The sequence below is a fragment of the Mesorhizobium sp. P3_A8 genome (assembly GCF_056402995.1).
Genome location: NZ_JBFUGI010000006.1, coordinates 236833 through 249181, shown reverse-complemented (window position 1 = coordinate 249181; position 12349 = coordinate 236833). Strand labels below are relative to the sequence as shown.

General features: G+C 62.2%; 14 protein-coding genes. 9 read left to right on the top strand and 5 right to left on the bottom strand.

The features are described from left to right. Positions 1 to 6 precede the first annotated feature (6 nt). The 6 genes from AC1DX4_RS16540 to AC1DX4_RS16515 are packed head-to-tail and all read left to right on the top strand — an operon-like array spanning position 7 to position 6044. Positions 7 to 1650, top strand: a complete 1644-nt coding sequence (locus AC1DX4_RS16540) for a N,N-dimethylformamidase beta subunit family domain-containing protein (protein WP_477221311.1) — start codon at positions 7 to 9, stop codon at positions 1648 to 1650. A gap of 1 nt (position 1651) precedes the next feature. Then, positions 1652 to 3037 (top strand): aminotransferase family protein, encoded by a 1386-nt coding sequence (locus AC1DX4_RS16535; protein ID WP_477221310.1) that lies wholly within the window; start codon positions 1652 to 1654, stop codon positions 3035 to 3037. 4 nt (positions 3038 to 3041) lie between these two features. Then, positions 3042 to 3971: a 3,5-dioxohexanoate:acetyl-CoA acetone transferase gene (gene kce / locus AC1DX4_RS16530; protein ID WP_284275744.1), complete on the top strand. Its 930-nt coding sequence runs from the start codon at positions 3042 to 3044 to the stop codon at positions 3969 to 3971. Between the two features lie 19 nt (positions 3972 to 3990). Next, positions 3991 to 4494, top strand: a complete 504-nt coding sequence (locus AC1DX4_RS16525; protein ID WP_477221309.1) for a 2-thiouracil desulfurase family protein — start codon at positions 3991 to 3993, stop codon at positions 4492 to 4494. A 3-nt stretch (positions 4495 to 4497) separates the two neighbouring features. After that, positions 4498 to 5019 (top strand): N-acetyltransferase family protein, encoded by a 522-nt coding sequence (locus tag AC1DX4_RS16520; protein ID WP_477221308.1) that lies wholly within the window; start codon positions 4498 to 4500, stop codon positions 5017 to 5019. Then, the gene (locus AC1DX4_RS16515; protein ID WP_477221307.1) at positions 5016 to 6044 is read left to right on the top strand and encodes a histone deacetylase family protein; all 1029 of its coding nucleotides are present in this window, start codon (positions 5016 to 5018) and stop codon (positions 6042 to 6044) included. Before AC1DX4_RS16520 ends, AC1DX4_RS16515 begins: the two co-directional genes overlap by 4 nt. A gap of 15 nt (positions 6045 to 6059) precedes the next feature. Here the strand turns inward: AC1DX4_RS16515 and AC1DX4_RS16510 are convergent, their stop codons facing one another. The 3 genes from AC1DX4_RS16510 to AC1DX4_RS16500 form a co-directional block, all read right to left on the bottom strand. Further along, positions 6060 to 7328, bottom strand: coding sequence for a cysteine desulfurase-like protein (locus AC1DX4_RS16510; protein WP_477221306.1), 1269 nt, complete (start codon positions 7326 to 7328; stop codon positions 6060 to 6062). 46 nt (positions 7329 to 7374) lie between these two features. Beyond that, positions 7375 to 8442: an aldo/keto reductase gene (locus AC1DX4_RS16505; protein WP_477221305.1), complete on the bottom strand. Its 1068-nt coding sequence runs from the start codon at positions 8440 to 8442 to the stop codon at positions 7375 to 7377. A gap of 121 nt (positions 8443 to 8563) precedes the next feature. Continuing rightward, on the bottom strand, positions 8564 to 8983 hold the full coding sequence (locus AC1DX4_RS16500; RefSeq protein WP_477221469.1) for a hypothetical protein: 420 nt from the start codon (positions 8981 to 8983) through the stop codon (positions 8564 to 8566). Here AC1DX4_RS16500 and AC1DX4_RS16495 point away from each other — a divergent pair. Together AC1DX4_RS16495 and AC1DX4_RS16490 are read left to right on the top strand one after the other, a co-directional pair. Continuing rightward, the gene (locus AC1DX4_RS16495) at positions 8912 to 9079 is read left to right on the top strand and encodes a hypothetical protein (RefSeq protein ID WP_477221304.1); all 168 of its coding nucleotides are present in this window, start codon (positions 8912 to 8914) and stop codon (positions 9077 to 9079) included. The two genes, AC1DX4_RS16500 and AC1DX4_RS16495, sit on opposite strands and share 72 nt — an antisense overlap. A gap of 332 nt (positions 9080 to 9411) precedes the next feature. Continuing rightward, positions 9412 to 9576 carry a hypothetical protein gene (locus tag AC1DX4_RS16490; protein WP_477221303.1) on the top strand — a complete coding sequence of 55 codons (165 nt, stop codon included), beginning with the start codon at positions 9412 to 9414 and terminating at the stop codon, positions 9574 to 9576. 114 nt (positions 9577 to 9690) lie between these two features. Here the strand turns inward: AC1DX4_RS16490 and AC1DX4_RS16485 are convergent, their stop codons facing one another. Continuing rightward, positions 9691 to 10197: a DUF1993 domain-containing protein gene (locus tag AC1DX4_RS16485; protein WP_475451066.1), complete on the bottom strand. Its 507-nt coding sequence runs from the start codon at positions 10195 to 10197 to the stop codon at positions 9691 to 9693. Positions 10198 to 10338: 141 nt separating this feature from the next. Between AC1DX4_RS16485 and AC1DX4_RS16480 the strand changes: the two genes are divergently transcribed. Then, on the top strand, positions 10339 to 11391 hold the full coding sequence (locus AC1DX4_RS16480; RefSeq protein ID WP_477221302.1) for a DUF1176 domain-containing protein: 1053 nt from the start codon (positions 10339 to 10341) through the stop codon (positions 11389 to 11391). Between the two features lie 34 nt (positions 11392 to 11425). Here AC1DX4_RS16480 and AC1DX4_RS16475 read toward each other — a convergent pair whose 3' ends face one another. Continuing rightward, the gene (locus tag AC1DX4_RS16475; protein WP_477221301.1) at positions 11426 to 12325 is read right to left on the bottom strand and encodes an alpha/beta hydrolase family protein; all 900 of its coding nucleotides are present in this window, start codon (positions 12323 to 12325) and stop codon (positions 11426 to 11428) included. Positions 12326 to 12349 lie beyond the last annotated feature (24 nt).

Sequence of the window (12349 nt, the reverse complement as noted above, 5' to 3'; positions counted from 1 at the left end):
ACGATGATGACCAGATTACCCACCGAGTTTCCCGATTTCGGACTGACGCCAGAGCAGCGCCGCCACGCGGTGCGCGGCCACTATTACGAATGGCCAGGCATGGATGGCGAGCGCGGCGAGATCTGGTGCTACAGCGACCGCTTTTCCTACCGCGCCGGTGAGACGGTGACGCTGTATGTCAGTTCGACGGCTCCGTCCTTCAGCATGGCGATCATCCGCGACGGTGGCAGCGAGACAAAGGTGTTCGAGAAATCGGGCATCGCGGCGCGTTGGCAGGACACTTCAGACCAATGTTCCGCAGAGGGTTGCGGCTGGGAAGCCGCCTTCGAATTCCGTGTCGAGAACGACTGGCCGTCCGGCGCCTATCGGATAACGCTGACTGCCGCTGGCCATGGCGGCAAACCGATCCACAGCCAGCATCTTTTCATCGTCAGCCCGCAGCCCGGCAAGAAGCCTGGCCGTGTGCTGCAGGTGGCGGCGACGGGCACCTGGCTTGCCTACAACACCTGGGGCGGCTCCAACCACTATCAGGGCATTACCGGGCCGGACCGCAACCAGTATTCGCCGATCGTGTCGACGCAGCGGCCCTGGTGCCGTGGCTTCGTCATGCTGCCAAAAGACGCGCCGCGCGTGCCGCTGGAAGTCGCGGTGCCACCGAAGACGGTGCCGCGCTATCCCCATATGGAATGGGCGCTGGCCACCGGCCATTCGAAGAAATATGCCTCGTCGGGCTGGGCAAGCTACGACAGCCACTTCTTCCGCTTCGCCGAGCGGGCCGGCTACGAAGTCGATCTCGCCAGCCAGCACGATTTGCATTTCTCGCCCGACATTCTCGACGGCTATGACTGCGCCGTCTTTGTCGGCCATGACGAGTACTGGACCTGGGAAATGCGTGACGCGGTCGACACTTATGTCGAGCGCGGCGGCCATGCGGCTCGCTTTGCCGGCAATTTCATGTGGCAGACGCGGCTGGAGGACGATGGTCGGCGGCAGGTCTGCTACAAATATCGCGCGCGCAAGGAGGATCCCGCCTATCGCCAAGGCGGCGACGTCACCCGCGCCACCAACTCCTGGGAGGCTCCGGAAATCGGCCGGCCGGGTTCAGCGACCTTCGGGCTCAACGCGACGCGCGGCGTCTATGCCGGCTGGGGCGGCTGTGCGCCACGCGGCGTGCGCGGTTTTCCGGTCTACCGGCCGGAACACTGGGCCTTTGCCGGCACCGGCATCTATTATGGCGACCTGCTCGGCGCAGACAGCCATGTCTATGGCTATGAGGTCGACGGGCTCGACTTCGAGATACGCGGCGGCCTGCCCTACCCCACATCAGACAGCGGCGCGCCGGATGGCTTGCAGGTTCTCGCCGTCGGCATGGCATCCCAGGTCGAGGAAAGCGCCGATATCCCGATCGAGGACCAGTTCCTCACCGACGAGGATGGCCGCTTCACCGCCGAAACCCTCTTTGGCGAGGCGACCGACGCCAACCTCGAAAAAGTCAAACGCGGCAACGGCATGATCGTCAATTTCCCGCGCGGCAAGGGCGAGGTGTTCCACACCGGAAGCTGCGAATGGGTGGCCGGCCTGCTAAGACAAGACCCGATGGTCGAACGCGTCACCCAGAATGTCCTTGATCGCTACCTTGGAAAGTCCTGACATGTCGAAGACCCAGACCGCCGCTCAAGACATCGAGACCCGGCGAGAATCGCATCTGTTCTACCTCTCAAGCTTGCGCCGGCCACTGATCGACCGCGCCGAAGGCATCTACATGTGGACGCAGGACGGCCGCCGCTTCATCGATGGCTCGAGCGGCCCGATGGTCGCCAATATCGGCCATTCCAACCGCAACGTGCTTGATGCCATGAAGCGCCAGATGGACCGCGCCACCTTCGCCTACCGCCTGCATTTCGAGAACGAGCCGGCCGAAGAACTCGCGCGCGAACTGGCCGGAAAACTGCCCGAAGGCATGGACCGCATCTTCTTCGTCTCCGGCGGTTCGGAAGCGACGGAATCCTGCATCAAGCTGGCGCGGCAATGGGCTGTCGCCACCGGCCAGGCCAGCCGCTGGAAGGTGATCACCCGCTTCCCCTCCTATCATGGCGGCACGCTGGGTTCGCTGTCGATCACCGGCGACGACGCGCTGTCCGAAACCTTTGAGCCGATGATGCGGGTGATGCCGACGGTGCCAGCCCCGACCGCGTGGCGCGACCGCGACAATCTTTCGCTGGAACAGCGCGGCGTCCGCTATGCCGATATGCTGGAGGAGAAGATCCTGGCCGAGGGTGCGGAAAGCGTCGTCGCCTTCATCATGGAGCCGATCGGCGGTGCTGCCACCGCCGCCCTGGTGGCGCCGGACAGCTATTATGCGCGTGTCCGCGAGATCTGCGACCGCTATGGTATCCTGCTCATCCATGACGAAGTGATGAGCGGCGCCGGCCGCACCGGCAAATTCCTCGGCGGCGACCACTGGAATTGCAAGCCTGACATCGTCGCCCTGTCGAAAGGGCTGGGCTCGGGCTACGCCCCTCTCGGCGCGCTGGCGGCCCCAATGCGGCTGGTGCAGCCGTTGCTCGCTTCCGGCGGTTTCCAGCATGGCCACACCTATGCCGGCAACCCGCTGGCCTGCGCCGCTGGCCTTGCCGTGCTCGGCGAGATGGACCGGCTCGACCTGATCGCCAATGCCGCCGCCATGGGAGACGTGCTGATGGACCGGCTGAAGGGGTTGGCGAAGCGCTTTCCGTTCATCGCCGACGTGCGCGGCAAGGGCCTGCTCACCGGCGCCGAGATGGTTGCCGATCCGGAGACGCTGCGGCCGATCGAGCAGAACAAGAAAGCCACGCAGCGGCTGCTCGATCTCGCCTATGAGCGCGGGCTGATCATCTATGGCCGCCGGGTCAAGGGTGGTGTCGACGGCGACAATTTCATGGTCGCACCGCCGATGATCGTCACCGGCGAACAGGTCGGCGAGATCATTTCCATCATCGGCGACTCGCTGGAGGTTCTGGCCGCCGAACTCGACCTGCCGGTCGAAGGCCGGGGGTAAAGGAATGGCGCCGCGAAAAGTCATCATCACCTGCGCCGTCACCGGCTCGGTGCACACGCCATCGATGTCGCCCTACCTGCCGGTGACGCCGGACCAGATCGCGGCGGACGCAATCGCCGCAGCGGAAGCCGGCGCTTCGATCCTGCATCTGCACGCCCGCGATCCCAAGGACGGCAGGCCCACCGCCGATCCGGACGTGTTCATGCAGTTCCTGCCGCGTATCAAGCAGGCGACCGATGCGGTGATCAACATCACCACCGGCGGCTCCTCGCTGATGACGCTCGACCAGCGGCTGGCGGCGCCATTACGCGCCGAGCCCGAAATGTGCTCGCTCAACATGGGCTCGATGAATTTCGCGCTGTTCCCGATGCTCGACAAACCACGGGAATGGCAACACGAGTGGGAGCCGAAGCTGCTCGAAGCCACGCGCGACACCATCTTCAAGAACACCTTCGCCGACATGGAGGGCGTGCTGGAAAGGCTGGGCAAGGGCTGCGGCACGCGCTTCGAATTCGAATGCTACGATGTCGGCCATCTCTATTCGCTGGCGCATTTCCGCGACCGCGGCCTGGTATCTGGCCCGCTGTTCATCCAGTTCGTGCTCGGCATTCTGGGCGGCATCGGCGCCGATCCGGACAATCTCATCCATATGAAGCGCATCGCCGACAAATTGTTCGGTGACAGTTATCAGTTCTCGGTGCTGGCCGCCGGCCGCCAGCAGATGCCGCTGATCTCGATCGCCGCGGCAATGGGCGGCAATGTCCGTGTCGGGCTGGAAGACAGTCTCTACGATGGCCGCCAGCTGGCGAAATCCAATGCCGACCAGGTGCGCCGCATCCGTGGCATTCTCGACGGGTTGTCGCTGGAGGTTGCCACGCCGGCGGAGGCGCGCGAGATGCTGGCGCTGAAAGGTGGCGATCGGGTAGCGTTCTAGAGGCAAGGGAGGAGCTGATATGGAAAGGGTTCTCGTCTCCGCCTGCCTGCTCGGCAGTCACGTCCGTTATAACGGCTCCTACCGGCTCAACAACCATCCGGTACTGATGCGCTGGCAGGCGGAAGGACGGGTCGTGCAAATCTGCCCCGAGGTTGCCGCAGGCTTCTCCACGCCGCGTCCTGCCGCAGAAATTCGCGGCACAGCCGACGCTGTGCTTCACGGCCAGGGTCGAGTGGTCGAACAGACGGGAAGCGATGTGACCGCACTTTATCTCGAAGCCGGGCAGCTTGCGCTCGAACTCGCGCGCGAAACGGGGTGCCGCTACGCGGTTCTTACCGACGGCAGCCCCTCCTGCGGCAGCAGCTTCGTCTATGACGGCAGTTTTGTAGGCAAACGAGTGACCGGTCGCGGCACGACCACCGCGCTGCTGGAAGCGAACGGCATTCGCGTCTTTTCGGAAGACAATATCGGCGACCTTGACGATCTCCTGAACAAGCCCGGTTCAGCCGAGACCGCGGCCTGATCCATGGCAGACAAGATCCAGACAGCCACCAGCGATACCGTCATCCGCCACGGCACAATCGACGACGTCGACACCATCCACGCCGCGCTTCTCAAACTTGGCACCCATATCGGCGCGCATCAGGAGATTACGTCCACACCTGATGACCTCCGCCGCTATGGCTTTGGTGGAAAGCCTGCCTTCTCGACCTTGATCGCAGAGATAGATAGCGAATTCGCCGGTCTGTGCCTGCATTTTCCGATCTTTTCGACCTGGATGGGGCGGCCCGGGGTCTATGTGCAGGACCTTTATGTCGACGACCGGTTCCGTGGCCGCAAGATCGGCGAGCGGCTGCTGCGGCGCGCCGCGGCAGAGTGCCGGAAGGACGGCGGCGTCTATCTCAGGCTGTCCGTCGACACCGACAATGAAGGCGCCAAGGCCTTCTATGAAAGGCTGGGCATTGCCTGGTCGAGTTACGAGCAGACGCAGAAGATCATCGGCGAGGCTTTCTTCGCCTTCGCCGACGCGCCGGAGGAGCAGGAATGAAAGCCTTTTATGCGCAGGAGCAGAAGCTCCACGACCCCAAGGCCTTTCTTTCCAGTGGTGCACCGCAGCCCAATCCGGAAAAACCCGAGCGCGTCGAGAGATTGTTAGCCGGCGCAAAATCTGCCGGCTGCACGATCGAGCGGCCACGCAATCACGGCCTCGGTCCGGTCGCGGCGGTGCATACGCCCGAATATCTGGACTTCCTCGAACATATTTTCGAACGCTGGCAGCGCATCGAAGGCGCCTCGGCGGAAGTGATCCCCAACATCCATCCGATCGCGCGCAGCGGTTCCTATCCGGCCTCAGCGGTCGGTCAGGCCGGCTACCATATGGCCGACACGGCTTGCCCGATCTCGGGCGAGACCTGGCAAAGCGCGCTGTGGAGCGCCTGGAGCGCGGTCGATGCGGCTGAAGCCGTGATGGCAGGCGCGCCGGCCGCCTATGCGCTGTGCCGCCCGCCCGGCCACCATGCCTTTGCCGATGTCGCCGGCGGTTTTTGCTTCATCAACAATTCGGCTGTTGCGGCACAGGTGCTGCGCAAGCAGGCGGCGCGGGTGGCGATCCTCGATGTCGACCTGCACCACGGCAATGGCACGCAAGGCATTTTTTATGCGCGGCCCGATGTGCTCACCGTCTCGCTGCATGCCGATCCGGTGCGCTTTTACCCATTTTTCTGGGGCCATGCCGACGAGCGCGGCGAAGGCCCGGGGCTCGGCTACAATTTCAATCTGCCGCTGCCGCGCAAATCCGCCGATGCGGCGTTTCTGGAAGCACTCGAGGTGGCATTCCAGCGTATCCGGTCTTTCTCGCCCGACGCGCTGGTCGTGGCGCTCGGCCTCGACGCCTTCGAGGGCGACCCGTTCGGCGGGCTTTCGGTGACGACGCCAGGTTTTTCCCGTATCGGCGAAGCCATCGCCAGGCTCCAGTTGCCCACGGTCATCGTCCAGGAAGGCGGCTATCTCTGCGACGAACTGGGCGACAATCTCACCGCCTTCCTCACCGGTTTCGGCGGCAAGGCGCTGTAGCGATTCAAGCAGGCGTCAGGAGCGCTGCTGCCTGAGCATGGCAATGACCCGGTGTACGCTCTCCAGCGTCTCGTCGATCTCGGCCGCCGTGTTGTAGTGCGCGATACCGATACGCACGACGCCTTGTTCGGCCGGAATGCCGAGCTGGTGGACGATCTCCCAGGCGTAGTTGTGGCCGGACCACAGGAAGATGTTTTCGGCGTTCATCTGCCGCACGATCGTTTCCGGCACGATGCCGTCGACGGTGAACGAGACGGTCGGCACGCGATCACCGAGCCGCTTCGGATCGGTGATGCCGCGGATGGTCAGGCCTGAAATATCGGACAGGCCGTCGATCAGCCTTTGCGCCAGCGGGTTTTCATAGCCGACGGCGACTTCGAACGCCTTGGCGATCTTCTGCCTTCTTGAACCACCCTCGCCAGCTGCCGCTCCCAATTCGGCAAAGTACTCGACCGCCGCCGTGAGGCCGGCCATCAGCTCGATCTGCGGCGTGCCAAGCTCAAAGCGCTCCGGCAGGCCGTCAGACGAGCACCGGCATTTGTAAGGCTGTAGCGTCTCGATGAAATCTAGCCGTCCCCACAAAATGCCCATATGCGGGCCGAAGAATTTGTAGGCCGAGCAGATCAGGAAATCGCAGCCGACCTCCTGCACGTCGATCAGGCCATGCGGCGCGAACTGGACGGCGTCGACATAGACCAGAGCGCCGGCCTGTTTTGCGATGGCAGTCAGGGACTTAACCCGGTTGATCGAACCGGTGAGATTGCTGGCATAATTCAATGCGATCAGCCGTGTCTTTTCAGAGAGCAGCCCGGCCAACGCCTCCTCCTCGACCTGCCAGCTCTTTTCGTCGAATGGCAGCCAGCGCACGACGAGGCCAAGGTCCTCGGCCAGTTGCAGCCAGGGCGAGACATTGCCCTCGTGATCCATGCGGGTGAGGATGATCTCGTCGCCGCACTTCAGCGTGCGGCCGAGCGTGCGCGAGATATGATAGGTCAGCGTCGTCATATTGGCGCCGATGATGATTTCCTGCGGGCTCGCCGCACCGAGGAAATCGGCCATCGCTTGATGCGCCTCGTCGACGACGGACTGAGCAGCGATCGTCGTCTCGAAATAGCCGCCGAGATTGGCGTTGGTGGTGAGCAGGCAGCGCGACACCGCATCGGCGACAGCCTGCGGCACCTGCGTGCCGGCAGGGTTGTCGAGATAGATGCGACGGCGCCCCTTGTCGGTCAGGGAAAGGGCGGGAAAGTTTCCACGCACGGCCTCGATCGGAAAGTCCACCATCGTCTCCACCCCTCTGTTATCCCTGATAATTCTATCGCCGAACAGTTCAAGGGCAGGGATTGCCGACCCGCTGGTGGATCGCGTCCACCGCCTTCTGCATCTCTTCAGTCCACACGACATCCACCGAAGACAGTGCCATTTCGAGCTGCGGAATGGTCGTCGCGCCGACGATGTTCGACGTGACGAAGGGCCGGCTCGAGACATAGGCATTGGCAAACAGTGCCGGCTCCATACCAAAGGAGCGTGCCAGTTCATTGTATTCGAGCAGCGCTTCAGCGGCATTGGGGGTCTCGTAGCGCTGGCCGCGATTGAACAGTTGCGAGCGCGAGCCCTGCGGACGGGCGCCATGGTCGTATTTGCCTGAGAGATAACCTTGCGCCAGCGGCGAATAGGGCAGCAACGAGACTTCTTCGCGCTCGCAGACCTCGGCGAGGTTCACCTCGAAGGTGCGGTTGACGAGACTGTAGGCGTTCTGGATCGACGCAACGCGCGGGCCGATCCCTTTGTCGGCCTCGGCAAGGTATCGCATGACGCCCCAGGAACTCTCGTTCGAAAGGCCGAAATGGCGGATCTTTCCTGCCTTTACCAATTCATCGAACACGCCAAGCGTTTCGGCGATCGGCGTTTCGTTGGCCGGCGCACCGTCGGCATCGGCACGCCGCGCCACCGCCCCGACACGCGTCGGGTTTGCACCCCAGGGAATGTCCCGTTCCGGCCAGTGGATCTGGTAGAGGTCGAGATAGTCGGTGCCGAGCTTGGCCAACGATTTTTCGACGGCGTCAAAGATATCGGCGCGCACCAGTTGCGATGGCCTGTCGCCGCGAAACCAGTCGCTGGCGGTGCGGCCGACGACCTTGGAGGCAAGGATCACCTTGTCGCGGTTGCCGTTGGCTTTCATCCAGCTGCCGATGATCTTTTCCGTCCGCCCCTGTGTCTCCGCCTTGGGCGGGATCGGGTAGAGTTCGGCGGTGTCGATGAAATTGACGCCGCGCGAAAAAGCCAGGTCCATCTGCGCGTGGCCTTCGGCCTCAGTGTTCTGCTGGCCCCAGGTCATGGAACCCAGGCAGATCTGGGTGACAAGAAGATCGGTCCGACCGAGACGGCGTTTGTGCATGGAATTCTGCTCCGGAGGGAAAGCGTGCGCGGCTACGCGGGGAGGAAGCCGCATCTATAGGGAAAGCGGAGGCGCTCTCCAAGCCTCCGCAGACCGACTTTTGCGTGAGCCAGCGGTTTAGCTAGCGGCGCGCGCCGGCCAGGGCGCGGCGCTTGGCCTCGTCGATCAGCATGTTGGCGACCTGCATGCGGATAACGGCACGCTGGCGCAGATGCGGGGCGACGCGATCGGGATGATTGGTGAAAGCAAAGCTGCGGCGCATGCGGCCGAAATCGGCGGCACTCTTGGGCTGGTTCAGTCCCAGTTCAGCCGCAATCGATTCCGGATCGATCGGCGGCAGTTTTTCCTCGGGCTTCGGGTCCTCGGCAGCCAGCGCCAGCTTGGCGTGTTCGAGCAAGGCAGCGAATTCGCTCGCCAGATCAGCACCGGCCTCGCGATATTCGGCGGCCGACACCTTGATGCGACCGGAATGGAGTTCATCGGCGACCGAGAGATAATCGAACGGAATGGACGGACGCGCGCCGGCCTCGTCGCCCTCGATACCGTCGCCCTTGTCGGAGGCGACGAAGAGGTCGTCGAGCAGCGAAGCGAAATCACGCTTGGCGCTGGTAGCGATGTCAGCCTCCCCCTTGCCTGACCGTCAGGTTTCCAGACCATAGAACCGGCTCGTTAAAAATACATACCACCGATCTTAACGAATTTAGTTTTCGAAGGATCGCGACCGGCGCCTCAAACAAAAAGCCGGACTGCACTTTCATGCAGCCCGGAAATTCGCCAGGAGTGGCGAGGAAAAGCTGGCCATGTGCCAGCGTCGAAGCCTACGGTTCGTGCGGCGCAGAAGTTTCACCGGGCCACAAAAAAAATTTATGAAAATCATCCGGACATGGCAGGCATGCAAATGCTGCACTGCACAATTGTCACGATTCACCTATATTAGCACCCGTGGAGGACCAACCAGGAGCCTAAATCATGGGTTTCTTCACTGAAATGTTCGCCCGGCCGCGCCCGCAGGAACATCTGAGATACCGCGCAGCACTCGCGCTGCTTCACTCGATGAGCAATGCCGAGCGCGCCGATATCGGCATCAAGCCCGCCGATTTTGCGCGCATCGCCCGCGAAATGTCCATTCGCTAGACTCTTTGTTTTGACGCAGCTCTGGACGGAAAACCGCTCACACTTTTCCTTGAGCTGCTCTAAGCAGTTGCGAGATGTCCCGGACCGATCCGGGACATCTCAAAGTCTGATTTCTCAACGCGATCCCAGGAAGGTCGCCTTGCCCAGCGGCACGCCATTGTGGCGAAGGATGTCGTAAGCGGTGGTGAGGTGGAAATAGAAATTGGGCATGGCCACATGCAGCAGATACTGCATGCCGCCCAACGTCGTTTCGCGGCCACCAAGCTTCAACTCGATCACCTTGTCGTCGGAACCGTCGATATCGGCTGGCGAAAAAGTCGCCAGAAGCGCGAGCGTCTTGGCTATCCGCGCCTCGAGATCGGCAAAGCTTGCCTCATTATCCTCGTATTTCGGCACCTCTCGGCCGGCGAGCCGCGACGGCGCGCCCTTGGCATGGTCGGTCGCGATCTGCACCTGCCTGGCCAAAGCGAACATGTCGGGTGCAAGCCGCGCCGTCAAAAACACCTGCGGGTCGATCTTGCGGTCAAGCGCATTCTGTTCGGCGGCCGCCAGCACACTGGAAAGTGCTTTCAGCCTGGCTGAAAACACGGGCACGGATGCCTCATACATCGATATGGTCACGTCAAATCTCCCTGTCCGGCCCGAACGCCGGCGCAGGGACCTAGCGCCTGTGTGCACGATTCTTCAAGCGCCGTGGGCTCCGCGTCACCACGCCGCCGCAATCGCTGTGGTAGAATTTCCGTTATCGAGCGGAGATTCCCGATGAGACGCGTCCTTCTCGCAGCGACTGCCCTTTTCTCCCTTGCCATATCCGGCCAAACGGCGCTGGCCGCTGACGACGCGCCCGAAGCGCCCTATGTCGACGACCGGTCGAGCGCCGAGGCGGTCATCCGCTCGCTCTACAGCGCCATCAACCGGCACGAATTCGCCCGGGCCTGGGGTTACTATGGCGATGCGAAGCCGGCTAAGGATTTCGACAGTTTCGTCAAGGGCTATGACGGTACCGACAAGGTCGAAGTCACAACCGGTGCCATTTCAGACGATGGCGCCGCCGGCAGCATCTTCTACAACGTCCCTGTCGCCATCCGTGCCACCGACAAGAGCGGCGGCGAAAAGGTTTTCGCCGGCTGCTACACGCTGCGCCAGGTGAACGCGCAGGCCCAGGCCGCGCCGCCCTTCGATCCGATCCACATCGAAAAAGGCGCGCTGAAACCTTCGACCGCCGATTTCGAGGAGGCTGTGCCGCCAAGCTGCGGCGACGGTCCGCCGCCGCCAAAGAAGGATACGGTGCTGGAACAGGCCAAGAAGGCTTTTCTCGCGACCTATGGCGACCAGTGCGACAAGGACCTTGTGGCCAACGAGCCGGAAGTCTTTTCGATCAAGTACAAGGACAAGAATGCGCAGCCCGGCGATCCCGACAAGGAAACGCGCCTGTTTCATTTTTCCTGTGCGGCCGCCGCCTACAATGAGAACTCGATCTACTATATGACGGATGAGGTCGACGGCGTGCGCCAATTGCAGTTCGCCGAACCGGAGACCGATATCCGCTACGAAAACAACGACAGTGACGGCAAGCTGTTGAGCGTAACGGTGGTCGGCTTCCACACGACGGGATGGGCCACCAACTCCGACTATGACCCGGACGCCCATACGATCACCACTTTCAACAAATGGCGCGGCATCGGTGATGCCTCCGACTCCGGCACATATTTGTTCCGTAACGGTGATTTTTCGCTGGTTCAGTATGACGTCGACGCGTCCTATGATGGCGAAGAAAATCCGCAGACGATTGTCGACTACAACACCGCACCCTGAAGCGCGATGCGCTTCAAGCTTTTGTCCTTTTGTATCAAGGCGCCTTCGACAGCATCCAGTTCAGCGTGCCGCGCCAGTCGACCATGCGGATCGGCGTGCCATGCGTGCCGGTCTCGAAGCGGACGAAGCGGGTCGGATAGGGATAGGCTTTCGACTTGGCGATAATGGAGCGGAAGAAGGCTTCCTGGTTCGCCACGGGAAAGACCACGTCATGGCTGCCCTGGCCGAAGAAGACCGGGACATGGCGCCTGAAGGCGGGACTGCCAAGAAAACTATCGTCCCACAGAGATCCGAGCAGCAGCAGCCCGTTGACGCGCCGGCCGGTATCGTTGCGCGCGGCAAGCTTCCAGCACAGGGAACCGCCCATCGAGCCGCAGGCGACGAAGATTTTCGCGCCCGGCGACTGCTCGGCATAGTGATCGATCAAGGCCGCGATTTGCGCGGCGCCCTTGTCGCCGAAATCAGGGAAATCCGGTGAGAGATAAAGCCCGCCATTGCCGGCCATCAAATTCTTGAGCCGGTTGAAATTGCCGCCGAAAGTGAAGTCGTCGACGCCCTGCTTGCGGCTGCCGCCCTGCCCGTGCAGGTAGAGCACGATGATAGCGGCACCCTCGGTCTTGCCGACCGCGACGTGCCTGACATCGCCGGCGTCGGTCTTCAGCATCAGGTCCTGCTGCACCTTGCGCACGCTGGTATCGGTGTATTGCGCATGCACGCGCTTTTCCGGCACTTCATCACGCTGGTTGATGTCGCGCATTTCGCGATAGTCGATGACCGTATAGGCGCCGTTGGTGTCGGACGAGAGCGTGGCCGGGTAGGCGAAGAGATCGTCCTTGAAGGGTTTTAGTTCGAGCGCATCGGCATGGGTGGCAACGCCAAGAACAAATGTTGCGATCAGAAAGCCGTGGAGAGGAGAAAGGAAACGAAAAGCCATACTGCAGGCTTGCGTAATTCAGCC

What these genes read in the sequence shown, in the direction of transcription:
- AC1DX4_RS16540 (WP_477221311.1), top strand. Translation starts at nt 7, where the DNA reads ATGACCAGATTACCCACCGAGTTTCCCGATTTCGGACTGACGCCAGAG.
- AC1DX4_RS16535 (WP_477221310.1), top strand. Translation starts at nt 1,652, where the DNA reads ATGTCGAAGACCCAGACCGCCGCTCAAGACATCGAGACCCGGCGAGAA.
- kce (WP_284275744.1), top strand. Translation starts at nt 3,042, where the DNA reads ATGGCGCCGCGAAAAGTCATCATCACCTGCGCCGTCACCGGCTCGGTG.
- AC1DX4_RS16525 (WP_477221309.1), top strand. Translation starts at nt 3,991, where the DNA reads ATGGAAAGGGTTCTCGTCTCCGCCTGCCTGCTCGGCAGTCACGTCCGT.
- AC1DX4_RS16520 (WP_477221308.1), top strand. Translation starts at nt 4,498, where the DNA reads ATGGCAGACAAGATCCAGACAGCCACCAGCGATACCGTCATCCGCCAC.
- AC1DX4_RS16515 (WP_477221307.1), top strand. Translation starts at nt 5,016, where the DNA reads ATGAAAGCCTTTTATGCGCAGGAGCAGAAGCTCCACGACCCCAAGGCC.
- AC1DX4_RS16510 (WP_477221306.1), bottom strand. Translation starts at nt 7,328, where the DNA reads ATGGTGGACTTTCCGATCGAGGCCGTGCGTGGAAACTTTCCCGCCCTT.
- AC1DX4_RS16505 (WP_477221305.1), bottom strand. Translation starts at nt 8,442, where the DNA reads ATGCACAAACGCCGTCTCGGTCGGACCGATCTTCTTGTCACCCAGATC.
- AC1DX4_RS16495 (WP_477221304.1), top strand. Translation starts at nt 8,912, where the DNA reads ATGGAGTTCATCGGCGACCGAGAGATAATCGAACGGAATGGACGGACG.
- AC1DX4_RS16490 (WP_477221303.1), top strand. Translation starts at nt 9,412, where the DNA reads ATGGGTTTCTTCACTGAAATGTTCGCCCGGCCGCGCCCGCAGGAACAT.
- AC1DX4_RS16480 (WP_477221302.1), top strand. Translation starts at nt 10,339, where the DNA reads ATGAGACGCGTCCTTCTCGCAGCGACTGCCCTTTTCTCCCTTGCCATA.
- AC1DX4_RS16475 (WP_477221301.1), bottom strand. Translation starts at nt 12,325, where the DNA reads ATGGCTTTTCGTTTCCTTTCTCCTCTCCACGGCTTTCTGATCGCAACA.